Origin of the sequence: Amycolatopsis saalfeldensis (genome assembly GCF_900110575.1) — a bacterium.
GTDB classification, from domain to species: domain Bacteria; phylum Actinomycetota; class Actinomycetes; order Mycobacteriales; family Pseudonocardiaceae; genus Amycolatopsis; species Amycolatopsis saalfeldensis.
In genome coordinates, this window is the sequence record NZ_FOEF01000047.1 from 1 (window position 1) to 24,375 (window position 24,375).

30 protein-coding genes are annotated in these 24,375 nt (G+C 69.4%); 28 read left to right on the top strand and 2 right to left on the bottom strand.

What is annotated here, in order from left to right:
- Positions 1-711: 711 nt before the first annotated feature.
- The 8 genes from BMY97_RS44915 (at position 712) to BMY97_RS44950 (ending at position 7,985) form a co-directional block, all read left to right on the top strand.
- Positions 712-1,770, top strand: a complete 1,059-nt coding sequence (locus BMY97_RS44915) for a YqaJ viral recombinase family nuclease (protein WP_177231863.1) — start codon at positions 712-714, stop codon at positions 1,768-1,770.
- A gap of 121 nt (positions 1,771-1,891) precedes the next feature.
- Entirely contained in the window at positions 1,892-2,866 is a 975-nt protein-coding gene (locus BMY97_RS44920) for a hypothetical protein (protein WP_091629713.1), read from the top strand.
- Positions 2,867-2,951: 85 nt separating this feature from the next.
- Positions 2,952-3,497: a hypothetical protein gene (locus BMY97_RS44925; RefSeq protein WP_143086523.1), complete on the top strand. Its 546-nt coding sequence runs from the start codon at positions 2,952-2,954 to the stop codon at positions 3,495-3,497.
- A gap of 245 nt (positions 3,498-3,742) precedes the next feature.
- Entirely contained in the window at positions 3,743-4,216 is a 474-nt protein-coding gene (locus BMY97_RS44930) for a hypothetical protein (RefSeq protein ID WP_091629717.1), read from the top strand.
- A gap of 77 nt (positions 4,217-4,293) precedes the next feature.
- Positions 4,294-4,710: a hypothetical protein gene (locus BMY97_RS44935; protein WP_143086524.1), complete on the top strand. Its 417-nt coding sequence runs from the start codon at positions 4,294-4,296 to the stop codon at positions 4,708-4,710.
- Positions 4,711-4,923: 213 nt separating this feature from the next.
- A complete protein-coding gene (locus BMY97_RS44940; RefSeq protein WP_091629721.1) occupies positions 4,924-5,496 on the top strand; it encodes a hypothetical protein in 573 nt (190 codons plus the stop codon).
- Positions 5,497-5,898: 402 nt separating this feature from the next.
- Positions 5,899-6,852, top strand: a complete 954-nt coding sequence (locus BMY97_RS44945; RefSeq protein WP_091629723.1) for a hypothetical protein — start codon at positions 5,899-5,901, stop codon at positions 6,850-6,852.
- A gap of 362 nt (positions 6,853-7,214) precedes the next feature.
- Entirely contained in the window at positions 7,215-7,985 is a 771-nt protein-coding gene (locus BMY97_RS44950; protein WP_091629725.1) for a hypothetical protein, read from the top strand.
- 51 nt (positions 7,986-8,036) lie between these two features.
- On the opposite strand, the gene BMY97_RS44955 is transcribed toward BMY97_RS44950, so the two are convergent.
- Positions 8,037-8,441: a hypothetical protein gene (locus BMY97_RS44955; RefSeq protein WP_091629726.1), complete on the bottom strand. Its 405-nt coding sequence runs from the start codon at positions 8,439-8,441 to the stop codon at positions 8,037-8,039.
- A 337-nt stretch (positions 8,442-8,778) separates the two neighbouring features.
- Between BMY97_RS44955 and BMY97_RS44960 the strand changes: the two genes are divergently transcribed.
- Positions 8,779-9,534, top strand: a complete 756-nt coding sequence (locus BMY97_RS44960) for a GGDEF domain-containing protein (RefSeq protein WP_091629727.1) — start codon at positions 8,779-8,781, stop codon at positions 9,532-9,534.
- 56 nt (positions 9,535-9,590) lie between these two features.
- Here the strand turns inward: BMY97_RS44960 and BMY97_RS44965 are convergent, their stop codons facing one another.
- Positions 9,591-10,139 (bottom strand): hypothetical protein, encoded by a 549-nt coding sequence (locus BMY97_RS44965; protein ID WP_143086525.1) that lies wholly within the window; start codon positions 10,137-10,139, stop codon positions 9,591-9,593.
- Positions 10,140-11,215: 1,076 nt separating this feature from the next.
- Between BMY97_RS44965 and BMY97_RS44975 the strand changes: the two genes are divergently transcribed.
- From BMY97_RS44975 to BMY97_RS45045, 19 genes are all read left to right on the top strand, one after another.
- A complete protein-coding gene (locus BMY97_RS44975; RefSeq protein WP_091629732.1) occupies positions 11,216-11,470 on the top strand; it encodes a hypothetical protein in 255 nt (84 codons plus the stop codon).
- Between the two features lie 312 nt (positions 11,471-11,782).
- The gene (locus BMY97_RS44980) at positions 11,783-12,466 is read left to right on the top strand and encodes a hypothetical protein (protein ID WP_177231864.1); all 684 of its coding nucleotides are present in this window, start codon (positions 11,783-11,785) and stop codon (positions 12,464-12,466) included.
- Positions 12,467-12,570: 104 nt separating this feature from the next.
- A complete protein-coding gene (locus BMY97_RS46705; RefSeq protein ID WP_143086526.1) occupies positions 12,571-12,765 on the top strand; it encodes a hypothetical protein in 195 nt (64 codons plus the stop codon).
- Between the two features lie 103 nt (positions 12,766-12,868).
- Positions 12,869-13,369 (top strand): hypothetical protein, encoded by a 501-nt coding sequence (locus BMY97_RS44985; protein WP_091629733.1) that lies wholly within the window; start codon positions 12,869-12,871, stop codon positions 13,367-13,369.
- Between the two features lie 287 nt (positions 13,370-13,656).
- Positions 13,657-14,073: a hypothetical protein gene (locus BMY97_RS44990; RefSeq protein ID WP_091629735.1), complete on the top strand. Its 417-nt coding sequence runs from the start codon at positions 13,657-13,659 to the stop codon at positions 14,071-14,073.
- A 423-nt stretch (positions 14,074-14,496) separates the two neighbouring features.
- The gene (locus BMY97_RS44995; RefSeq protein WP_177231865.1) at positions 14,497-16,284 is read left to right on the top strand and encodes a ParB/RepB/Spo0J family partition protein; all 1,788 of its coding nucleotides are present in this window, start codon (positions 14,497-14,499) and stop codon (positions 16,282-16,284) included.
- 359 nt (positions 16,285-16,643) lie between these two features.
- A complete protein-coding gene (locus tag BMY97_RS45000) occupies positions 16,644-16,898 on the top strand; it encodes a hypothetical protein (protein ID WP_091629739.1) in 255 nt (84 codons plus the stop codon).
- Positions 16,899-16,951: 53 nt separating this feature from the next.
- Complete coding sequence (locus tag BMY97_RS45005) at positions 16,952-17,242, top strand: hypothetical protein (RefSeq protein ID WP_091629741.1); 291 nt, start codon at positions 16,952-16,954, stop codon at positions 17,240-17,242.
- Positions 17,243-17,834: 592 nt separating this feature from the next.
- Entirely contained in the window at positions 17,835-18,551 is a 717-nt protein-coding gene (locus BMY97_RS45010) for a hypothetical protein (RefSeq protein ID WP_091629742.1), read from the top strand.
- 96 nt (positions 18,552-18,647) lie between these two features.
- On the top strand, positions 18,648-19,574 hold the full coding sequence (locus BMY97_RS45015; RefSeq protein ID WP_091629744.1) for a PP2C family protein-serine/threonine phosphatase: 927 nt from the start codon (positions 18,648-18,650) through the stop codon (positions 19,572-19,574).
- A 63-nt stretch (positions 19,575-19,637) separates the two neighbouring features.
- Positions 19,638-20,255, top strand: coding sequence for a hypothetical protein (locus tag BMY97_RS45020; RefSeq protein WP_143086527.1), 618 nt, complete (start codon positions 19,638-19,640; stop codon positions 20,253-20,255).
- 514 nt (positions 20,256-20,769) lie between these two features.
- Entirely contained in the window at positions 20,770-20,961 is a 192-nt protein-coding gene (locus tag BMY97_RS45025) for a hypothetical protein (RefSeq protein ID WP_091629747.1), read from the top strand.
- Positions 20,962-21,041: 80 nt separating this feature from the next.
- The gene (locus tag BMY97_RS49300) at positions 21,042-21,176 is read left to right on the top strand and encodes a hypothetical protein (RefSeq protein ID WP_281246976.1); all 135 of its coding nucleotides are present in this window, start codon (positions 21,042-21,044) and stop codon (positions 21,174-21,176) included.
- A gap of 68 nt (positions 21,177-21,244) precedes the next feature.
- Positions 21,245-21,466 carry a hypothetical protein gene (locus BMY97_RS45030; RefSeq protein WP_091629749.1) on the top strand — a complete coding sequence of 74 codons (222 nt, stop codon included), beginning with the start codon at positions 21,245-21,247 and terminating at the stop codon, positions 21,464-21,466.
- Positions 21,467-21,531: 65 nt separating this feature from the next.
- Positions 21,532-21,693 carry a hypothetical protein gene (locus tag BMY97_RS47635; protein WP_177231866.1) on the top strand — a complete coding sequence of 54 codons (162 nt, stop codon included), beginning with the start codon at positions 21,532-21,534 and terminating at the stop codon, positions 21,691-21,693.
- 511 nt (positions 21,694-22,204) lie between these two features.
- Positions 22,205-22,891, top strand: coding sequence for a hypothetical protein (locus tag BMY97_RS45035; protein ID WP_091629750.1), 687 nt, complete (start codon positions 22,205-22,207; stop codon positions 22,889-22,891).
- Between the two features lie 79 nt (positions 22,892-22,970).
- Entirely contained in the window at positions 22,971-23,195 is a 225-nt protein-coding gene (locus BMY97_RS46710) for a hypothetical protein (protein ID WP_143086528.1), read from the top strand.
- Positions 23,192-23,599, top strand: coding sequence for a hypothetical protein (locus BMY97_RS45040; RefSeq protein ID WP_091629752.1), 408 nt, complete (start codon positions 23,192-23,194; stop codon positions 23,597-23,599). Before BMY97_RS46710 ends, BMY97_RS45040 begins: the two co-directional genes overlap by 4 nt.
- Positions 23,600-23,636: 37 nt before the next feature.
- Positions 23,637-24,056, top strand: coding sequence for a hypothetical protein (locus BMY97_RS45045; RefSeq protein WP_091629753.1), 420 nt, complete (start codon positions 23,637-23,639; stop codon positions 24,054-24,056).
- The last annotated feature ends 319 nt before the right edge of the window (positions 24,057-24,375 follow it).

The following is a 24,375-nucleotide window of genomic DNA, read 5'->3' on the forward strand; positions in this document are numbered from 1 at the left end:
GCGCAGCAGATCGCCTCGGCGCTGGGCAAGGGCGCTCCCGCGCCGCTGACGCGGAAACCCTTGCCCCGCACCGATTCGTCCCGCTGGGCGTGCGCCCGTCAACGCACCACACGACCAGCCAGGAGAACTCGTGAAAACCAGCACCATCACCCCGGACGCCCACGCGCCCGGCATCCACATCACCGATCGTGCGGAGACCACGGAAGCGGTGACCGCATGACGACCACCTGGCTCGACGTCGCCTGCCTTGCCCTCCTGGTCATCTTCTTCCTCGGCCTCGCCTGGATCTCGAACCGCGACTGACCAGCACTCACCGGGCTGGCCGCCGAACCCCGCGGCCAGCCCGGTCCTGCCCCTGCACGTCAGCTGCGCCAGCGGAGCTCGGCACGAACAACCCGACGATGCCGGCCGGACTGAGCTCATGAACCGGCACCGCGCGGGTGCCGGCGGACGATCCCGCGCGCTCAGGCCGTGCGGGGCCGCCCCGGGCGAGAGGGCACACACCCTGACCGGCGAGCCACGCCGTCGTCCAGGTACGCCCCGCCGGAGCCGACACGGGTGATCCGGCCGACGCCGAACAGGAACTCCTCGCCCGCGAAGCCGGATCACACCGGTCGGCCCAGCTCGCGACCTGGACCACGTCTCGCACCCCGGTCGGCCGGGGTGCGCCTCCCGCCCGGAAGGCGCACCCCACCGAAAGCGAGCAGTCGCGTGACCATCCCCTCGACTTCGCCGTCGACACCACGCGCGACGGCACCACCTCCCAACTGGGCCAGCCCGGCCGGAAAGCTCCTGCTCCCGGCCACCGCCTCCTACGAGCAGTGGCTGCTACGCCGCCGCGACGGCATCGGCGCCTCCGACGCGAGCACCGTGGCCGGCATCAACCCATGGTCGAACCTGACCAAGCTCTACGCCGACAAGGTCCACGGCATCTCCGACCCCGACAACGACCTGATGCGAGTCGGACGGGACCTCGAAGGCTATGTCCTGGCCCGCTTTCGCGAGGCCACTGGGCTGCGCACCCGCAGAGTCGGGCTGCTGGCCAGCCGCGAGCACCCCTGGATGCTCGCCAGCCTCGACGCCCTGAGCGACGACGGCGGGGTCGTCGAAGCCAAGACCACCACCAGCGACCTCGCCGACGGCTGGAGCGACGAGTACGGCAACGACTCGGTGCCCGACCACTACCTGCTGCAGGTCCAGTGGCAGCTCAAAGTCTCCGGCCGAAGCCACGCCTGGGTCGCCTGCCTGTTCCTCGACACCCGCAAGTTCGTCTACCGGCGCGTCGAGCGCGACGAGGAACTCATCGACCTGCTGGTCACGCTGGGCAGCGACTTCTGGCACCACCACGTGCTCGCCCAGGTCGCACCTCCACTCGACATCGGCGCGGGCCCGATTCTGCGGCGCCTGCACCCGGTCGCGGAACTTCCCGCCCGCGACGGAGGTGACGCCGCGGCGGTCGCGCTGCGCCGGCAGCAGCGGATCAAAGCCCAGATCAAGGACCTGGAAGCCGAACTCGACGCGGTCACCACCGAACTGTTTGCCATCACCGGCGACGCCGAAGTCCTCACTGTCCACGGCGCGCTCGCCGCGACCTGGCGCCACACCGGCAAGTTCGACGAAGACGCCTGGCGCGAAGCCCACACACCCGAGGTCGTCGCCGCCTACACGCGAACCCGGGAGTACGTCGACTGGCGCGCCGTCGTGGCCGACCGGCCTGCCGACCTCCGCTTCCGCCGCCGGGTCTTCCTGCCCAAGCAGTCCTTCGCCTGACCCGCCCTGATTCCCCGGCCGGAGTCACCGGCCGGTCGTTCACCCAAGGAGAAGCCACGTGGATACCGCACGCCTTCGAGAGCATCTCAAGGCCACACGCCAAGCGCGCCAAGGAGAATTGGTGCCCGCGCCGCAGCGCGCACTCACCCCGACCTCCGATGCGCTCGACACCGCGGAAAGCTACGCCGAGCGTCTGTCGAAGTCGATCCTGCTGCCCGCGCACTACCGGCGCCAGCCCGCGAACATCCTGTGGGCGATCGAATTCGGCCGGATGCTCAACATCCCCGCCATGGCGGCGATGACCGGCGTGTTCGTCATCGAGGGCCGGCCCAGCGCCTCGGCAGCGCTCATCGGAATGCTGGTCCGCCGTGCCGGGCACAAGCTGCGCATCCGCGGCGGCACGTCCTGGAAGGAGCCGGCGTTCGCCGAGATCATCCGCAAGGACGACCCGGAGTTCACCTTCCGCGCGGACTGGCCGTTCGCCCGCGCGCTGGAGTCACAGCTGGTGCGGCTGGTCAACAACCGTCCCTACGCGCGCGACAAGAAATACGACCGGGCGCTGCCATGGGAGCGCTACACCCCCGCACTGCTCAAGGCCCGCGCGATCACCGAGGTGGCACGCGACGCCTGCCAAGACGCGCTGTTCGGCCTGCTCTACACCCCCGAAGAGCTCGGCGCCGAAGTCGACCAGGAAGGCCGCCCGACCGGACAGCTGCTCGACGTCGCCGACGGTGCCGGCTACCACTTCGCCGACGCCCCGACCATCGACGAGGCGATGGAACGGGCCCGCACCGGGGCGCTCCAAGAGCCGGCCGCGCCTGAACCGGCCGAGGCCGATCGCGACCGGGTAGTGGTCACCTCGCCAGCCGAGACCGACGGATCCGAGGAGCCCGGGGCAGAGGACGAGGCCCTCAATGCCGAGCCGATCGACTGGGAACAGGCACTGAGCGACGCCGCCGAGGGCGGCGTGGACGAACTGCGGGACCTGTGGTGGGTCGTGCGGCGTGCCGAGCCGGTCAACGAGCAGCTGCTCACGCGCATCAGCGACGCCGTCAAGGCCACCGAGAACCGTCAGGAAACCGCCGGGGAGAACTGAGATCGCGGGGTGCTCGCTTCCTTCGGGTGGAGGCGAGCACCCCGCTTCTTCCAGCACGAATATTCCTATACGCAGGGAGATTGCCATGTCTTCAGATCAAGATATGTCCACTGTGGATACTCCGTCGAGCGCCGACGAGCCGATGCAGTGCTTCACGCAGGCGCACATCGCGCACTGGTGGGGCATCAACCGCAGCGCGGTCACCATGATGCGCAAGCGCTGGGGACCGGACAGCGCCGCCCCGTTCCCGACACCGGACATCGAGGTACCGACCGTCAACGGCGACTCCGTCATCGCGGGCTGGGCCTGGAACCGGTGGCCGGCCGAGTTCGACACGTGGAACGAGCGCCGCAGTAACGCGGGGCGCCAGCGACAGCGCGCGGCCCGCACCTCGCCGCGCACACCTGCCCGCGCACGCAAACCCATGGCCCCGAAGACCTCCACTGCCGCGCCACACCCCGCCGAGGACCCCGGGCCCGAGCACACCGACCTCGCCGACCAGCCGATGCCACCCGTCCGCGACTTCATCAAGCCCGCACGCCGCCGAGGCACCGGCGGCGTGGTGCGCCAGGGCCGAGTCGCCGGAGCACGCATGGCCAGGGCGGTGGCGAAGGGCAAACTCCGCCGCTAGCCGGCACTCCCGCGTCGGTCGTCACTGCCCGGCGCGGCTGCATGAACACGCAGAGCGCAGCAGACCACCACGGGCGGTGGCTAGGGCGCTGCGCGCCGCTGGCGCGGAGACCCCAGCCACCGCCCGTCGCGGCCCGCTGACCGGAGGTCGTTCACGCACCAGCCCGACCAGGGAATTCCCGGCCACGCCGGAAAGCGACCCCGCCGGGCCGGTGCAGCCGACCACCGCACCAAGGAGCGCCCCGCGTGACGATCACGATGCCCGCACCGACCTTCGCACCCACCCACGACTCGACGACGTGGTCACCCGGCCCCGGCTACGTCGAAATCCTGCCTGCGGCCTGGGCTCGCCCTTTCGCGCACGACCAGTTCGAGGTCGTCGTGCTGACCAGCGCAGACGAGCAAGACGGACTCCCAGCACTCGCCAGCGGCGTCCTGTCGGAGACCCTGCTGCTGCTCGCCGACTACTGGATGCACAACCCGGCCGAACTGCGCCTGCTCGCCATCGCGGACCTGCTGCAGCTGCACGAGATCGGCCCCGAGCACCCGGTGCTCGGCCACGCGGAAGCCCGCCTGGGGCACCGCCGCTACGAGATCCAGCCCGAAGCCTGGACGGCCCTTGGTCTCACCGCGGACGACGCCGTCGCCGCCGACCTTGCCACTCACACCGTCATCGGCGACCCGCCCGTCGCGATCGACACCGCCGGCCTCCCGTTCTGAGCCCACGCCCACGCCCGTCGCGCCAGCGCTTCCGCGCAGCCGCGACGGGCGTTTCCCTTCCACATCCAGGAGTTTCCGTGCCGAACAACAAGAAAGACGCTGCCGCAGCACGCCGTCGCCACCAGCAGCTGTACTCCGGTGGCGCCCGCCGGCGACGTGTCCTTCGACCCCTCGAAGGCGAAACGCTGGTCACCATGTACGACATCGTCGGCACCCCGCTGTTCCCCGCGGTCGTCGCCAACGGAACCTGGAACGGCGCCGCCATCCCGTTTTTCCGCCGCGACGTCGCCAAACTGGTCGTCGACTGGATCAACGCCACCCACGCCAAGAACCGCGACGCGGCACGAGCCCACTGGGACGGGGACACCGTCGTGCTCATCGAAGCGGAAGCAGAAGCCGAGCCCGGCTACACGCCCGAGCGCATCACGCCCGATCGCGGCGGCCGGTACGGGATCGGCGCACGAGCCTGGACCTGGAACTTCGCCGACGACTGAGCACCCCGTGTCGCCGAGCCGCGCCAGCGATAGGTCGCCGCGCGGCTCGGCGCGCCCAGTCTCGACCACCGCCGCCGCCCCCACCAGGGTCGCCGCGCCGGCACGAACCCGACCGGCGGAGACGGCGGCGGCGGCCGGGGCGATGGGCGCTCTCGCTCGAGGGCGCCCATCCGGCCGCACCGACACCGCGGCCACCGATCGAAGGCGAAATCCATGCGCTACCCCCTGATCGTCGTGCTTCCCGCCGGCACCGACCTGACCGACCTCGACAACGTCCTCGCCGACGTCATGGCCCCGTTCGACGAGAACCGCGAGGACATCGCCGACCTACCCGATGACCAGCCCCTCACCTGGGATCGATACGCCATCGGTGACCGCTTCAGCGGGTTCTTCCCCGTCCGCGCCGGCGCCGAGCGCGCCGACCTGATCCACCCCCGCCTCGCAGACGGCGCCGACACGCACGATGCCGTGTGCGACGGCGGCCGCATTCGCGCCCTCGACCTCGAGCGCAAGCGCGTCAACGCCGCACGCCACCTCAGGACCCCCTCGGCCAAAGCCTCAGCCGCCGACCACAGCTGGGTCGCGCTCGCTCAGCGGGCACGCGACACCGCCATCCCCACCGGCGCCGTACTGACCCACGAGGGCGTATGGCTCTCGCCCGGAGGCGTCCGATTCGTCACCGAGCGATCCGGCCCGGCCTACGACGCGTTCGTCGCACTGGCCAACGCTTATCTGGACGCACTCGACGACGACACCATCCTTGTCCTCGTCGACTGCCACACCTGAAAAGTCGTCCACGGTCCACGGGACACCCTCCCCGGCAGCCGCGCTCACAGCTGCTGGGGAGGGTGTCCGTGACATACCGCATCACGGCCTCGGCGCCTGCCCTGCCGGGTTTGCTGACCGAGCACCCACCAGACGAGGGCGTCGGCTGCCGCGCTGGCCGCCGGACGGGGCTGCGCACGCTGGACCACCGCCCCGGCTGCGCCCGAAGCCCCGCCAGCCCGGCCGACCGGGGGAGACGGGCCTCGCTGGCGCTCGGTCGCCTTCGGCGATCCCGCCCCGGTCGGCCGAGCGCGGCACCCCGGCCGGTCCGGGGCCGGTAGTCCTGTCGAGCGGCGCCCCGATCCCGGGACCTGCCTCGCTCGCATTCACTCGGCGAGCCACACGAAGGGCCGATCACCTGCCATGCACCACTACACCGTGACCGTCGCGCTGCCCGGCGAGACCCAGCTTGACGAGGTCGAGAAGAACCTGGCTGGTGCTCTGGAGCCGTTCAACAAGGAGAAGGAAGTCGAGCAGGCCACCGACCCGCTCGGCCGCACCTACTGGACCAATCCAGCGGGACGCTGGGACTGGTACCTCATCGGCGGCCGCTGGAGCCACCACCTGCCCATCCGCGCCGGCGCCGACCCCGCCGACCTCATCTTCGGCTCGCGCAGCTGGGGCAACACGCACGCCATCCTGGACCCGACCTTCTGTGACGGCGGCCGGATCCGCGCCCTGGACCTCGAGCGCAAGCGCGCCGCGCAAGCGAAGAAAGCTCTGGCCGACTGGAACGACTACGCCGCGGTGATCGCCGGGACACCCCAGCACCAGGCGTGGGAGACGTTCTCCACGCGGGCGAAGGAGGCCGAACAAGCCGCGTCGCGGCCGTGGCACGAGTTCTACACCGAGGCCAAAGCCAAGGCGCGCGCCAACGCCGGACTGGGAGACAACGCCGCGCCCGACGACACCGCCGACCGATACTCCGCACTGCTGGACGAGGAAATGGACCGCGCGAGGGCCGCGTGGAACACGTCCCTGGCTTATTCGTTCGACCAGGCCAAGCGGGACTACCAAGCCCAGCCGCGGATCGCCGCGCTGCGCGCGCACGAGGCCTACCGGGGCAGGGGCATGAACCCGCCCGAGCGCGAATTCGGCGATCTCGACCGCGACACCTACATCCAGCAGTGCCGCGATCAGGCGATCCCCGGGTATGCCATGCTCACCCACGACGGCCGGTGGCTTTCCGCTGACATGCCCTGGGTTCCCAGCAGCGACGACCGCGCCCGCCACGCCGCGCACCTCATCGAGGTCAACACCTACCTCGATTCCTTGGCCGACAACATGATCCTGATCCTGGTGGACTGCCACACCTGAGCCAGCACCGCTGGTGGGGCTGCCTCGAAACGTCGGGACAGCCCCGCTGATCAGGTCGCTCCAAACCCCCGCAGATACGTCCTCGCCGCCGACGGCGAGCGCTCGGGTCGGATGCAAGTTCGACAGCCCGGCGGCAGACAGTTCCAGGCGAATTTGGTGAAGGTTCCAGCCCATCCGCGGAGCCTGCGCCGGAGCGGTGGTCCGGGGCTGTCCACTCTGGACCACCGTGCCGGCTGCGCCCGATGCACCGCTGGCGCGGCGCCCCGGCCGGTCCGGCCTCGGCGGCCCGGGGGAGCGGCAGCCCCGGACCAGGGGATCCGCTCCGCCGCCAGCCGGCGACTTGACGAAGGTGATCACCCTCCATGACGCACTACCACGTCCTGCTCGCACTACCGGCGGACGTCGAACTCACCGACGAACCGCTGCACGCGGCCATCGCCTCGGCGCTGGCGCCCTACAACAAGATCACGCCGATCGAGCGCATCGTCGAAGATGGCGTAGAGCGATGGGAAAACCCGGTTGGCAAGCTGGATCGCTTCCGGATCGGCGGCTACGAATTCGGGTCCTACCTGCCGCTGCGCGCAGGTGCCGCGGCCGCGGACGTGATCAGGGGAGCTATCGGCTACCACCGCGACCCGACCTATAGCGACGGTGGCCGCGTCCGCGCGCTGGACTTCGAACGCAAGCGAGCCGAGCTCGCCGAGGAAGCGGGACCGGACTGGGACGAGTACAACACCGTCATCGCCGGCACCCCGCCGCACCGAACGTTGGACGAGTTCCTGAACCGCCCCGAATACACCCCCGCCCAGGCGCACCGGGAGTACCGCGCCCAGCCGCGGGTCGCCGCGATCCACTCCCACCGGCCGTACCAGGGGCAGCTGCTGGTCGGGCTGTGGCCGGAGGACATCATCGGCGATCTCGACCGCGACACCTACATCCAGCAGTGCCGCGACGGCGCCATTCCCGGGTGGGCGACGCTGACCCACGACGGCCGGTGGCTCGCACCGGCGTCGACATCGGGACCCGGTGACGAGACGCCCGAGAGCTTCGACACCTACCTTGCCGAGGCCAACGCCTACCTCGACGCGTTGCCCGGCGACATGTCCTTGGTGGCACTCGACTGCCACGTCTGAGTCCTGGCGTGCCGGACGGCGGGCCAGCTCGCCGTCCGGCACGACGACCATCTATCCGTCCGCGGGCAGGCGCAGTGCGGACAGCACCGTCGCGAAACAGGCCGCCTGGGTGGCGGCCGGAAGCGAGTCGATCGTTTCGCGCGTGCTCAACCAGCCCTCCGGCACGATGTCGTCGCGTTCGGCCAGCGCTGTCCACGGCTGGGCGCCACGGGACCTCGCCCAGCTCAGGATCGTCGCGGAATCCTCACCCAGAATCGCCGCCGCCAGCAGGTACCGGGACAACAGCTCGGTGGCCATCCCCGCGAAGTACCCGTTACTCGAGCCGAGGTCACGGGCTGTCGAGGCCCGGGTCAGTTCCTCAGCCCGCTCGGTGGCCACCGACGGCGAGATGCACTCGATCATGCAGCCCGGCCCGTACATCTGCTCGATCCGGCTCCGGCGCTCCGTGCTCGTCATCTCCGCCCCTCCAGCATCTTCTCCTGCGCTCGCGCAGCCAGTATCGCGCCAGACCTGCGCCGATGCTCACGGACCCGGCGAATCCACCTCCCTGGCCCACGTCCGGACGCGGAATCCGAGCAGCCCGCCCCGGCGGCGTCAAGGGTCCATTCACCTGCACCAGGCCCCTTGGCCATCGGGTTCTTGACCCCGCCGGGGCAGGCTGCTGAACGGCAGCGCGTCCGCGCGGGACCGCAGGCGCTCACGCCACCGGTCCCGCCTTCGCCGTGCAGCCACCGAGGCGCCCTCGGCGGCTGACCGCGCCCGAGGCCGGGCGCGTCTCCACAAGGGGCCCATCATGCTTCTCTTCCACCTGCTGGCAGTGCTGGCCACAGCCGCACTCGTCGTCGTGATCCTGCGGGACCGCCGCGCACGGGCACTGTCCCGGCTCCAGGTGCACCAGCTGAGCCAGGACAACCATCGGCTGACCTCCGAAAACAACCGGCTGCGCTACGACACCGTGACCGGCCTGCTCCTCCGCGAGTCGTGGACCACGACCGCGTCGCAGATGCTGCCGCACCTCGCGCACCCGGCGGTGCTGTTCGTCGACGTCAACAAGCTCAAGCGGGTCAACGACACGATCAGCCACCGCGCCGGAGACCGCCTGCTGCGCGAGATCGCCGATCGGCTCCGCGCGCAGCTGGGCGAGCAGGCGCTGCTCGGCAGGGTCGGCGGCGACGAGTTCGTCGCCCTGCTCGACCTTCCCGCGTCCTGGCCCGCGACCGTGCAGTCAGCCGTGGACGCCTGCCAGGTGGAGGTCGCAGGCAGAACTTGCGGAGCGGCCTTCGGCCTCGCCCGCCCGGTGGACATCGTCGGTCGGGAATCGCCGACCGCGGCCGCCCACGCTGCCAGCCGCCGACTGGACCGGCTCATGCACGCCGCCGACCTCGCGATGAAGCGCGCCAAGCACCGCTGCCGCACCGAAAACCTCGCGACCGCGCTGGAACTGTACGGCGAGAAGGACCCGCTCGTCCCCGAACACCTCGACCACGACCCGCACGCCCGTCCGCGCGACGCCGCGGTGCCCGCCGGTGACCAGCACCTGCAGTTCTGATTGCAGCTGCGGCGTCCGGCCCCGATCCACCACGGGATCGGGGCCGGACGCCGATGTCACAGCTCGTCGAACGCGCTGAGCGCGGCCTCGAGGTGCTCGCCCACCGCCGCGGGCATGTTGAACTCGCGTTCGTCGGCCAGAGCACGCTGCCAGTCCTGCAGGATCGCCGCGCATGCCAGCAACGCCGGCATCAGCACCCCGATCGGCGACACGTCGATGCGATCGAGCCCCTGCTCCGCCTCGACCCGCAGCCTGTCCGCGGCAGCGAGCGCGGCGACGTCTCCGGCCAGGTGCAGCAGATCATTGGCCACGATGACCTTGCGGACGTGGTGCTGATCGGCTCGGCCGGAGGTGACCGCGTCGACCGCCTTCCGGTTGATCTCGCGGTACTCGTCACCGCTCAAGCCACGGTCATCGAGCCAGTTGTGACGGCGCTCGAGATAGGTCGCCCCCGCCGCGATGTGCGCCAGCAGCACCGTCTTGCGCCGCGCCGGGGGAAGAGCGCTGAGGGTGGCCTCGTCGAGTGCGTGCGGCACCCCCAACTGGGCAAGCGCGCGTACCAGCGCGCTGACCGAGGGCGTGCGTGGCTCCGAGGGAGAGGTCATGAGGTAACAGCGCTCCTTCCAGCGAAGCGTCCAGCGTAGGAGCAGCCTCTCGGCGACCGCCATCCGCCAGAACACCCGCCGCGGCGCCATCGAGCCGGGCGCTCACCAGGCTGGCCGACGCGGCGGCCACCACGACCGCGACCCGACAGCCCGCGCCGACACGGGTGATCCGGCCCCGACCTCGCCCGCCAGCCCGATGACCCTGCCCGGGCCCGATCACGCCGGTCGGGCGAGCACGGACGCGGCGTGCGCCTCGCCGATCGCCGGCCCGGCCGGCGGCGCTCCCGGCTCTGGGAGCGCCACCAGCCACCTCCGCAGTGGCCGCCAGGAAAGGCACTGGTCATGGGCTACAACACCGACTTCTGGGGCTCGATCTCCATCACCCCGCCACTCAACGAGCACGAGATCAACTACCTCCGGCACTTCGCCGAATGCGATCCCGAGGCCACCACGACCGGCCCGTACTCCGTCGCGCCCCGCGACGACGGTGCCGACGCAGACCAGGCTTCGCCGGCAGGCATCTCTCCCGCCCAGGACGCCCCCAGTTCGGCGTGCCAGTGGATTCCCAGCGACGACGGCACCGAACTGGAATACGACCAGCAGGAGAAGTTCTACGACTCGACCATCTGGATGGCGTACCTGATCGACACCTTCCTCAAAACCCGGGGCCACCGCACAGCACGACCTGGCCCACCGAATCCCCAGCTGGGCCTACCCCGAGGAACTGGAGCAGTTCACCTTCGACCACGTCTGCAACGGCGAAATCGATGCCCAAGGCGAGGACTCGAGCGACCGATGGCGCCTCGTCGTACGCGACAACCTCGTCTCCACCCAGCACGGGGCGATCACCTACAAGTTCGAGACGCTGTTCGCCTCGGCACGGCACACCGACGCTGAAGAGAATCCAGCGGGCACCGCGGTGCAGGAGCGGCCGGTGCTGCGCCTGCTCGCCGTCCTGCCCGACGGCGACGTCGTCGCGTGGGCGGACCCAACACCCGGGCGCAACCCCTTCGGGATGCTGTCCCCGGACCAGACCCCCGCCTTCGCTGGCCGCGGCCCTGGACAGCGCCGACCTGGTGATCCCGCCGATCACCCCGATCGTGCGGTTCGACCTCGCGCCGCCGATGGCGGCGCACCTGTTCCTCACCGCGGACATCGACCCGACTCCCACCCCGCCGGCCCGCGCAGTCCGGCAAGGCGGAAGCCCAGAGACCCCGCTCACCGGTGGTCTGCAACGGCTGTCATCCCTGGAGCCGGCGAGCGTGGACCAGTTCGCAGAGTTCGCCACACAACTCGGCATCCCCGTGCAGCACACCCCGCGCCTGCCCTGAGCGCCCGGCAGCAAGCCCCGGCCCGCCGCCACCTGGCGACCGCGTCGCTGGGGTCGGCGGCCCCGGGGGCGGGGCTGCGCACGCTGGCCGACGTGCGGGCGCGCGCAAGGACCCCGCCAGCCCAGCCGACCGGGGGAGACCAGCCTCGCTCCGCTCGGTCGCGCTGCGCGCGATCCCACCCCGGTCGGCCGAGCGCGCGGCCTTGCCGCTGTTACCCGCACGCCGGCCTACGCGGCTGGCACCCCGGATCCCGCGGGGCGCCAGCCGCCACCAGGACGACGTCCCTGGTGGCCAGCACGAAAGGCCGCCTGCATGGGCTACACCACCTACTTCACCGGCGAGGTCACCATCACTCCGCCGCTCAACGAGCACGAAATCGCCTACCTGAACAGCTTCGCCGACTCCCGGCGGATGGACCGCCGCAAAGGCCCCTACCACGCCGAACCCGGCAACGACTTCGCCCGAGGCAGCAACGAGGACGTGCGCGACTTCAACATGCCGCCGCACGGCCAGCCCGGCCTGTGGTGCCACTGGATGCCCACCGACGACGGCGGTGCCATCGAATGGAACGGCGCGGAGAAGTTCTACGACTCGCCGGAGTGGATGAAGTACCTGATCGACACCTTCCTCAAGCCCGGAGCCACGGTGCAGCGGGAGATGCGAACCCTGCAGGGCAACACGGCCCTCATGCGGCTGCCCGCGTCCGGGTGGACCTATCCCGAGGAGTTCAAGCACTTCACCTTCGACCACATCTGCAACGGCGAGATCGACGCCGACGGCGAAGCACCTGACGACCGCTGGCGCCTGGTCGTACGCGACAACGTCGTCTCCGTGCAGAACGGCACGATCGTCTACACCGATGAATCGGTCGTCGGCGAGGACAACCCCGCTCCGATCCGCGTCACCGCGACCCGCGCGGATCAGCCCGACGAGGACCTCCCCGCGCTCACCGCCGGCCAGCGTGCCCTGCCCGCTGCCGCCGATCTCCTCGACTGACCACATCGCACGTGGGACCCCAGGCGCCGCCGGGGTCCCACGTGCCCTTCCGCCATCACGGCGATCAAGGCGCCTCGCCCGCCGATCCGAGGAGGACAACTGTCGTGAACAAGCCCGCCATCACCAGGATCCCGACATTCGGACCGTGTGTCCGATGTGGACGTATTGCCGCTCACCTCGAGTCCCATCCCCGGGCGCTGCTGGTCGTCCACCGCGACGGCTTCACGCCGTGCCCGGTAGCCGCCGGCGAGATGCCGATCCCGGAGAACTTCCCCGGCAACCGTCAGGCGCGGACCTGACCCTGCGTTTTCCCGTCCATACCAAGCAGTCGCGTAGCCGACCCATCCCGGCCGCGGCCGGCTACGCGACCCCGCTGGCCCGCCACTGGCAGAAAGGACTGTCGTGCCCATCTACCTACCGGCACCGAAGCTCGATCCACGAGGACCGGACGGACAAGGCTGGAATCGTCTCAGCCTCGGCGCCCACTACAGCACGATCCCCGCGCAGTGCGCTCTGCGCCCCCGCACCTTCGCCACCCTGCACGAGACGCTACGCACGACCGAGCTGGCCAGGTTCGGCAACCACGGCCGCTGCGTCCGCGACAACCCCGGACGCTACCCAGACTGCCGCAGCTGCCCGGTGTTGACCGCCGAACCGTCCACTCTCGACACTACGCACGACCGCGTTCTAGTCCGGATCCAACGCCACACCACCGGCTCGTGGCTGGCCACCCAAACCGTCGATATCCCCTACATCGTGACCGACCCTGACCTGGGATGGAACAGCCCACACCAACGATGGGCCTGGGACCAGCTTGCCCGGCTGACCGGATGGCGTGCAGGCCGAGTACACGACGACCGACACTCGCCGGGATTCTGGCTGGAGCGGATCCGCTCCAGCTGAAACGACGCGGTCCCGCATCAACGCACCCTTCCGCTCTCCTCCTGCCCCTTCGTGCCGCCCGGCTGCTTCGGATGCCAAGCCGAGCACGCCACCGGGCGCCAGGGCAAGGCAACCGCTGCCGCGGTCGGCTCCGCCGAACCTCGGCCCCGGCGCCCGGTGGCCCGCAGCCGGTGCGGCATCCGCACGCACCACCGCCGAAGACCGGCCAAGCGGACGGCACCACTCAATCGCACTCCTGCCGGCGCCCGCCAAAACGCCGAACACCCCACAAGGAAGGAAACCCACCGATGACGATGTCCAGCACCCGCGACCCCGACACGTTCTGCACCTATCGACACGAGCAGGCCGGCGTCTATGTAACCGTCTACCGCGACGGTCTCACCGCCTCCGACCGCACCGGCACATCCGAGCGCCACCACCTGCTCACAGTCAACGGCCTGGTCACCACCGGAGCACGCCCGACCCTGCAGCCCCTGCCACAGGCAGCGCAGATGTACCTGCCCAGTCCCGAAGCACCCGCGGTGTGGCTCGTTCGCGAGCCCCACCGCACGATCATCGTGCCGGCTTCCATCCTGGTCGACGGCATGCCAGACCTGACAGGCTGGATCTTCGGCGGCAACTTCGCCTACCGCGCCGACGAGCAATACCACGCACTGGTCGGATTCGACGCCGCAGTGCAGATCCACGACCACCGTGAGAGCTGACGCGGTAAGGCAGGCCGACCCAGCCGGCCTGCCTTACCGCATCCCGAAACAACGCCGAACATAAGGCACGCCTGGATACTGCAAGTAGCACGACATTTCCACATTCGCTACTGAAGCCCACCAGTGAGAAATCTCCGAACACATTCGCCAGTTACTTCACGGTAGCAATCCGCGCGACGCATTTGGGAACCGAATGTCGCTTCCAGTGCGGGAAGCGCACTCTAGCACGATCGCGTCGCCAACCGAGGAGGCAAATCTCGCTTGGACACGGCTTCCTGTCTCCTCGGCCGGACACGCGATCGTGCTTTCCCGAGTGCGTCCCGCGCAGAGCGCGACACAGCGGATCCACCAAATCCGCGACACATTTCATGAATTCCGGCGCCCGCCAAAACGCCGGTCCACCCCACGAAACGGAGAACACCAGTGACCACCATCGAAATTCCGACCGAGGTCAACCTCGACCTCACCACGACGCTTCTGGCCGAGGCACAGCCAGACCGCCAGGTCGCCGTCGAGATCTCGACGACGACCGAGACGTCCGGTCTCGAATCCGGCGATTTCCCCCACGAGCGGTCGACCGACGACGTCGAGCTCCTCGAAGTCGCACCCGACCAGCTGTTCATCGGCGCGAACACCCGCCGCAACGTCGTGCTGGACAAGGACTTCGTGCGCAGCATCGCCCGCCACGGCGTTCGCGAGCCGATCCGGGCCTACCGCGACGACACCGGGAAGCTGGTGGTCCACGACGGCCAGCGTCGTACGCTCGCAGCGATCCGGACGCAGCGCGAACGCGTCCGCGTCATCGTCGAGCCTCGACCGTCGCTCGACGAGAAGGCACAGGAACGCCGCAGGATCGTCGACCAGGTCGTGGTGAACCGCCACCGCGCCGACATCTGCGGCGCCGACCAGGTGCAAGCCGCCCAGCAACTGCTGGACCTGGGCTTGGACGCCCGGGCCATCGCCCGGGAATGCTCGATCCCCGTCAAGGAGGTCGAGACCACCATCCAGGTGGCCACAAGCGACACGGCTCGCAAGGCCCTCAACGACGGCACCCTCGACCTCACCCAGGCCGCAGTCGTCGCGGAATTCCAGGGCGACGAAGCGGCCGAGGCAACGCTGACCGAATGCGCGCGCACTCAGCCCGAGCAGTTCAGCCACCAGGCGCAGCGGCTTCGCGACCGGCGCGAGGAGCGCAGGCTGCGCCAGGAAACGACCGACAAGCTGCAGGCCGACGGCGTCACCGTCATTGCCCGCCCGGACACCCTCTACGGCGGCAAGACCCGCAAGCTGACCGACCTGCGCGCCACCCCGCAGACCAAGCCCGGAACCAAGCTCACCGCCAAGCGCCACGCGAAGTGCCCCGGACACGCGGCGTTCCTGGACTACCGGTCCCACCGGCCGGAGGCCGACCGAGTCGAGATCGTCTACGTCTGCACCAGCTTCACCGAGCACGGCCACGCCGAAATCCACGCCGGACAAGGGAAGGTGACCGCGACCTACTCCGCCGGCACCGGCCGGGCCACCGGACCGATGACCGAAGAGGAGAAGGCAAACCGGCGCCGCGTCATCCAGAACGGCAAGGACTGGGACTCGGCGGAGAAGGTCCGCAAGACCTTCCTCAAGAACTTCGCCGGCCGCAAGAGCGCACCGAAGGACGCCACGACGTGGATCGCGCAGACGATCGCCGAGGGCAGCCACGACCTTCGCAAGGCAATGGAGTCCGATCACGCCCTGGCTGTCGAACTGCTGGGACTCGACAAGAAGGCCGGCCGCAGCCGCTATGACCGGCGCCTCGCGCACCCCATCGCGGACGCCGCCACGAAGGCGACTCCCTCGCGAGCCACCGTGCTGAACCTGGTCATGCTGCTGGCCGCGCTCGAGGAGGGCACCGACCGACGCAACACCTGGGAGAAGCCCTCGCCCGCCCAGCGCTCGTATTTCACGCAGCTCAAGAACTGGGGCTACGCGCTGTCCCCGGTGGAGGAGCTGGTCCTCACGCCATCGCAGTCCACTACGACGACCCCCGTCGAATTGGGCATCGCCGACGATGGTGACGAGACCGCCGCGGAGGAGCACGGGGATGACGAGGTCCCCGACGGCAACGACGACGAGGACGACGCCGTCGAAGGCGCGGCCATCAAACCGACCGCGGGGGAGGAGCCCGGCACTGCCGAATCGGTAGCAGACCTGCAAGCGGACTTGGCCGCCTGATCCACTCGACCAGGTGGGGCCGCTCCAACACGGGCGGCCCCACCTGCGTTTATGCCAACTATCTGACACAAACCTGACAAAAAGTGGACACCCAGATCACAAGCAATCCCGCTACCTCAAGCGGTGCGGGCACGTGGTCGACGCCCTTCCGCTCGGCCGGCCAGCTGACGCACGAAGGTCACCAGACCCGCGGCGAGGCAACGCGGCGATGAACCCGCCCGGCGGGGCGGGTGACGGTCCTCGCTCCGCTGCGGGCCACCCGCCCCGCCGAGTAGAACCCCCGCCGTCCTACGGACCTCGCCACGGCCTGATGAGCCCAGGCCCGTCAGCTCACCACCGCACCGAGAGGACCCGACCCAATGGGCCGTCACCGCATCAAGAACTCCCTGCTGGACGTCGCGCTCGGGCTCTACGCCCGATTCATGGTCGCGCTCGACGACGCGATCACCGGCACCTTCACCCGGCGCTCCGGCACGTTCCGCTGCAAGCACTGCTCAGCCGAATGCACGGTCACCAACGTCAGCAGCCGCGAACTGCGCGCCGCTCGCAAGCTGGCCACCGACCATTCGCGGCATCGTCCTGTCCGCGACGAAGTCGCCCTGTTCGCCAGCTGACGCCCCGGCGTCCTGGCTGGCGCTCAACTCCCTGAGCGCCAGCCAGGACACCGTTGCCACGACATCGGACGAAGGAGTTCGTCATCACCATCGACACCTGGACCCGTCCACACCGTCGCAGACGGGCCGCGAGTTCGCGGTGCGAAGCCTGCACGGGTGTCACCGGCGTCGCCCTGCTTTCCCCGCGGCGGATCACCGTGCTGCTCGACCTGTTCGACAGCAAGACCGGCGCGCACATCACCGACGTCTCCAATGTGATCCGCGGGGACCTCGACGCTTTCGCGGCCTTCGCCGACAACTACTTCTCGCTCACTTACGAGACGTATTTAGTCGATATCGACTAAATTGACCCCCGTCTGACGTCCTGCCGGAGGAACAGCAAAACTCCGGAGCACCCTGTCCTTCTGACGGAGTGGGGTCCATGAAGGACTTTCGTGTGTGTTCCGCTGCTTGCATCCCCGTGCAGAGGGATCTCGCAAGAGCCGATTGCCGAGGGTGTGGTGTCGCCAGCCCGGTTGCCGGGGTCGTGGGCCCCGACCACGACGCTTCGGCGAAGTCTGTCGATATCGATTAAATCAGTCCGGTGCGTACGGCGCCGTGCGCCGCTTTTGCGTCGAGCGCTCGGAATCGTGGCCACACCCTTTCTCTGCCCTCCGCGCTGCCCGGGGATGGGGCCGCTCGCAGGCCAGCACGCCCGGGCGGGGCTGACGCGCCGATGCCGCCCGCCCAACGCCGACCGGGTGAGACCAGCCTCGCTTCACTCGGCCGCGTTCCGCGGTCTCACCCCGGTCCGGCGGAGCGCGCGGCCCCGCCGGACCGCCCGGCTCCGGCGAAGTTGCCGCCGGGGCGAGCAGCTCTTGCCGGAGCCGGCCGGTCCCCGCGCTCCGAGGCGTGCTCCGGCCATGGCGTCCCACCCCGACACCCCGGAGGTACGCCGTGCAGTTCGAATCAGCCTTGGAATTCACCCGCGAGGAGCTGACCCAGTCCCAAGCCCACGCCTTGAGCGACGTCCTCCATTTACGCCGTCAACTGCTGGCCGACCAGCAGAACGCCCTGGTCTCGGCACGGGTCACCGTCGGTGCGACGGTGAAAGTTCGCCAGAACATCAAGCAGGCGTACCTGCGCGGCCTGACCGGCACCGTTCAGGCCAAGAACGGCAAGGTCGCCACCGTGCTGCTGGACGAGGAGTCCACCGCACGGCTCAGCTCGGGGAAGGCGAGCCGGTCGATCTGGATCCCCGAGGGCACGACCCGCCATCCACTTGACGGCATGCCCGTCGCGGCGCTCGACGTCCTCGACGCACCTGACGGTTTCGACGACCTGGTGACGTTTCTCGTCTCCCACGCCACTGCACAGCAGATCACCGAGGTCGAAACCGGTCGCAAGAAGCGCATCCAGACCCTCGCCGAGAGCCTGGCCGCGGGCGACGTCGTCATGATCACCAACGTCTCGCCCAAGTTCCTTGTCGGCTTGACCGGCACCGTGCAGTCCGTCGACAAGGCCGCCGGCGGTTGTCGGGTGCTACTTGACGAGAACTCCACCAAGCAGCTTCGCCTGGAGGACAGCAGCCGGTTCCACGTCGAGAACGGCGTGACCCACTACCCGATCCGGCTCAAGTTCGAGCAGGCGCTGATCACCAGCCAGGCCAGCTGATCAGCCTCCGGTGCTGGCGAGCCCGGCGACAAAGCCATGGCGCTCGCCAGCGCCGAGTTCCTGTGCGCCTTTCTTTACATACCAAGGAGTTCCGTCATGACATCCGTCATCCGCGCCGACCACACTGGCCGCGTCTTGCACAAGGTCTCCACCCATCGCTCGGGGCCCGACGGCCATCCGATTGCGATCTGCTCACTCTGCGGCTGGTCGGAGACCGCCGACCCGCCCGGCGGCCGGGCCGAAGCCCGCGCCCTCGCGCGCCAGCATCTCAACCGCCCGCCCGAGTGGCCCGTCTTCCACCGAGGGCTGGCCAGTTTCATCGGCGGTCGCCGCACCAACGCCGACTACGCCGCGGTGTTCGTCGACGACGTCTTCGGAGACACCGCCGCGTGGGCACTTGCCGACGGGATCGGCGATCGTCCTGGCGCCGCTGAAGCCGCGCGTGTCGCCGCGACCACCGCCGTGCGGGCCGCGTTCGGCCACCGCCTTGATCCCGCGGACGCGCTGCTGACGGCCCGCGACGAAATCCTGCGCCACGACATCGACGGCGACACCGTCATGGTCGTCGCGGTCGCTCATGAGCAGCACGAAGGCTATGAACTGGCCTGGGTCGGCGACTGCCGCGGGTACGAGAGCCGAGATGGCCATCTACGTCAGCTGACCACCGATCACACCCGGGCCGAAGAGACCCGCGCCTGGTTGCGGGAGAACTACGACGACCCCGACTCCGTCCCCGGCTGGTACGCCCACCGCCTGCCGTCGTGGGAGCACATCGTCACCTCCAGCGTGGCCACCGCCACCGCCGACACCATCGGACGCACCAGCACACCCGACCGCGAGACCCGGTTGTTGCTCACCAGCGACGGCGTCCACAAACCCGTCCCGCACGACGTCCTGGCGCAGCTGGTCACCTCCACCGACAACGTCGAGACCGCAGCGCATCGAATCGCGCTGGCTGGCCCGCGCCACGGCGGCACCGACAACTCCACCGCCCTGCTCATTGACCCCGTGCAGGGGTCGTGACCAGCGGATTCCTCATGCGCGGCGACAACACCATCGCTTAACCTCAACACCAGGGGAGGAACCATGCCCACCGACGACGCGCTTGCGCCACGCCCGCCCGGACCTGCCTGCGGGCCACCGCCGCAGAGCGACGTGCGGCCACGGGACACCGCAGTCGATGCCGCACTGCTCGACCCGGAACGCCAGTTTCTCGGCTGCCTGCTGCAGCTCCCCGCGAGCGCGGCCCGCGCCCTGCTCGCCGGAATCGACCCGGACGACCTGGCCACCCCGATGAGCGCGTTCATTCTCGAACTCGTCATCGACGTCGTCGCCAGCGACCGTGACCCGACGCCCGGGCTCGTCCTCGGTCACGCGGTCACCACCGGCCGGGCCGGAGGAGAACAGCAGCACGCCTGGCTCGGCCACGAGCTCATCACCCTCTACCAAGCCGCGCCGGTTCCCCTGACCGGCAAGCACTACAAGGCGCTGATCCTCGAAGCCGCGTGGCGCCGGGCCCTGCGCACCTACGCGACCCGCCTTCAGCAGGCCGCCGAATCCAGCGCCGCCGACATACTGGCCACCATCTACGCCGAGCGAAGCGCGGTGGACGCCGTCTACAGCAGGTACCGGGCGGCCGCGGAGCCAGAAAGCTGGCCCGCGGCGCTGTCGACGCTGCGAACCGGCTCCCGGCCTGCGGCCTGACGGCCGACAACCAGGCCGCCCGCGCCGCTCAGACCGGGCTGCAGGTGTCGGGGTTCGCCAGAGCATCGGAATCTCCCGCAGTCGCGGGAGATTCCGACAGCCGGCAGCTGCTCGACTCGGCTGACGGTTGCCGCCGTGGCCCTGCTCCATGCCGCCGTCCCTACGTGCACGCGGCTGTCGCGTGCCAGCCATGGCGGCGGTCCCTCAGGTTCCGCGGCACGAGCACGCCGGGGCTCTGGTGCCGCGTCACCGCGACGGTGCTGGTCACGGTCCGGGCCGGGCACAGCGGGCGCGCAGGCTGGAGTGCCAGTGGACCGCCCAAGGGCAGTACACCGTGGGAGGGGCAAGCGGCGATGAACCTGGGCCAGCCATTCCGGTGAGACAAGCCCCTTCGGGGTCGCCTCCGGCGATCACACCGGAATGGCCGACCCAGAACCCCCGCCGGCCTTCGGCCCCCTCCCACGGCGCACTGGGCAGAGCCGCGTTCCACAGACACCCCAGCCCAGGAGGCCCGATGAGCACGACCCTCTTCGCCGACGTCACCGCCGAGGCCGCCGCGGCGGACATGATCCAGGACTTGCTCGGTGGTCGAGTCATCGAGGTGACCGACGAGGAGGCCTGGCGCCACTTCGACGACCGCACCGCCGTCGAGGACCGGCTCCACTACGAACTCCTGGCCGAAGACCTGGTCGGCGCCGACTGGTGAGCCGCCCGAGCGGCGGGCCGGAAACCGGCCCGCCGCACGGCCGCCGTCCACATCGCCCTCGCGCTCCACTCGGAGTCCACATGTTCCTCGCCAAAATCGCGGCAGCCCTCATCTGGGCGTTCATCATCAAGGTCATCGTCGTTCCCTTGTGCGGCCACCGAATCACCTGGCGCCTGGCGCTTCTGTTCGCCCTTGTCGCCGCCTTCCACAACTGAGTCACCCTCGCGGGCCGGCGCGCACCGGTCGCGCCCCCCGTCACCGCACACCCTCACCGGAGACAGCCATGCCCCTGCACGTCCTGGCCTTCGCCAGCCTCCCGCTCGTCGTCGCGCTGGCCTACCTGCTGCGACTCCTGCTCAGGCTGGAGAGCGTGCCCATTCCCTGGTGGTCCGCTCTCGCCATCGGAGCCCTCGCGGTCACCGCCCTGTGGCTGATGACGCTGATCAACCTCTACACCGGTGCGCTCCTGCACCTCATCTTCTGCGGCCTCGTTCCTGGCTGCTGACGTTCCCGGGCCGCGCGCAGCCGGGCCAGACCCCTCACCACCCACCGGCCAAGGAGGCCCACCTCGTGCCGCTCGTGCTTGTCAAAGCGCTTCTCGCCGGCGCCGCCACCGTCGTCTACAAGGTCATCTTCGCCGCCTTCGACCAGCCGATCTCATGGGCGCTGGCAGGCCTGCTGGGCATCCTCACCGTCGTCGGCGGATACATCTTCTTTGTCGAGGGCGACTGACCGCCCGAACATAAAGCCGAAAATAACTAAAGTCGCAGTCAAATGTAGCTGTTTAATGAATGGCTTCCGACGTGCAAAGTAATTGAAGAAAGGTCCGGAAACGCTGTTGTTTCCGGGGGGCGTTCGCCACCCCCCGGACCCCCCAGGCAGGCCTCGGGAATGGAGGGGATGGAAGGCTGCGGTTCGGTGGGTCTTCGCGCTTCATTCCCTCGGCCTTCCTGATGTCTACCAGGGGTGTCAAGGGAAAAGCGCCCTTGACACCCCTGGCTTAACGACATCAGGCCGAGGGAATGAAGCACAAAGACCCCCCTTTGTAGACAGAAAGAATCCGTGGAAAGCCGCGCGATTCGGTCGACAATGTGACAAAAAAGAAGAAGAAAAAAGGGTGATAACCCTTCCGTGACCGGCCAGAATCGGGTAATATTTTCGTTGTCAGGGGGAAACGAAAACCCCACCCGGAGCCCGCCAAAACTCCGGAAGATACCCCACAGAATCAAAGGAAAACACCACCATGACCGCAGCCGTCAAGACCGCCCCCGCGAACGCCCACCTCTCCGCAGCCGACGGTCCCGTCATCACCTGCACGAACCCCGAGTGCAACCTGGAACTCTCCCGCACGGAGAAAGCTCTCAGCGTCCGGCGGAACGGCCTCTGCGCGGAGTGCTTCACCGACGGCGTGACCGTCCCCGAGCAGGCCGCCACCCCGCAGCCGGTCACCGCACCCGAGCCCGCCGAGCAGGCCGCCGAGGAAACGCACGAGGAGACCGCCGCGCGGCTCGCCACCATCGGACTGGACCCCGAGACCGGGGACGTCGTCCGGTGCGGCCAGTGTGACGCCAACATCGCGCGCAAGGTCGCGGACAACCCGGCCGCCGAGTACTGCTCTCCCGTGTGCGAGACCGCCGCCGTCCGCGCCGCCGCCTTGGCCATCGCCGTCGAAATCGTCACGTTCGCCTATCCCGACATCACCGAGTACCAGGCAGAAACCGGCCTGAAGGCCGCTATGCAGCACTGGAGCAACGGCAAGGTTGCCGGGCGCGGAATCGCCGCCGCCGCCCGCGCCTGGACGTCGCGGGACGAGGATTACTCCCAGATGCACTACGGCGAGCAGGGCCGCGCCAACAGCCGCGCGCTCCCGATCCTCAAGTCGGCCGTACGCGCCGCACGCGAATACCTCGCCGCCCACCTCCCCGCCTGACATGTGCCACCGGCGGCCGGACCACCACCGGCCGCCGGTTCCCACTCCTCCATTTTCCCAGCGCTGAAAGGCCGACACCATGACTAAGCTGTCCGCGTTCCTGAATCAAACCGCCGTTAAGGTCATCACCAGCACCACGCGTTACACCACCGTTAACGCGACTTGCGCCGATTGCACATTAAACGTCCGGATTGCTCTTGCCACCCCCAGCGAGGCGGAGCACATCGAAAACCTGATTACCAAACACAGCAACCATGCTGAACTCAGCAGCGCGGAATTTGTGCACCAAATCATGAACCGGTGACCCTGGCGTACGCCACCGGCGGCCGGACCAACACCGGCCGTCGCCCCCGTCAGCGCCGCCAGGAGACAGAGAACGTGACCAGCCCTCAGCCACGCCCTAGCCAGTCCTACGACGAAGAAGACGAGTACGACGAAGGCGAAAGCGTCGCCGAGTTCGACGACCAAGAAACATACGGCGACGCCCCGGACGATCCGGAGTTCGGCGACCCCTACGACGAGAACGCGTTTCAGTACTGCTTTGAGTGCAACCGCAGTTACCCCACCGAAGCCGACCTAGTCGACGCCTACAACACCTACGCAGACGACGAAGCCCCCGAAGTGACCAGCGGCTCACAAGTCACGTTCTGCCCCGAATGCATGCACGACTTCCTTTACCCGCCAAGCGATGCCAGCCCCGAACGCTGACAGCCCGCCGCCCGCCCGCCCAGCCAGGAGCCCGAGCATGGACACCGCCGCACTGATCAAGTACATGGACGCCCGCGAGCGCGGAGCGCGCACCCTTGCCGCCATCGCGGCCAAGCACCGCGCGAACGGCGACGCCGACGCCGCGAAAACGGCGGACCGCTTCGCCGCCTGGGCGTTCGCCCAGGCCGTCGGAATCTGCCTCATGCTCGACGGCATCAAAGCAACGTGGACCACGCGGCCCGACGATCCCCACAGCCACGGCGTCACCCTCCCGACCGGGCATTTCATCCCCACCCGACCCCACGCCAAGACCACCGCCGCCGTTCTCAACGGCCAGCGCGTCCGTCGGATGACCGTGCACGGTTCCGACAGCGCCCGCTACGTCTCGGCCGTCATTTGGCAGGCCGCCCAGAAGCTCCCCGCCCCGGCAGCAGACCGGGCGAACGTCGCCGCCTGACACAGCCCGCACGCCGCGCGGGCGAGAAGCCCCGAGCTTCCCGCCCGCGCGGCGCGAAACATCGGCGTGACCGGCATCGAGCCGGTCACGCCGATACGAGGGGGCTCGCGCCCCCTCGTGCTCCCCGCGCCCGCCCGCCCACCCGGCCCGCCTGACGGCGGGCACTGAATCGGGCTCCGGCGCCGGGGGCGCCTCCGCCCAGATGCTGCGCATCTGGCGTGACCGGCGCCTGGCGGCGCCGACCCCGCGTGCTTCGCGCCTGGCGGCGCTACGCCAACAACACCTGTCACGGAATCCTGGGTCCGGCGCCGGGGCGCCG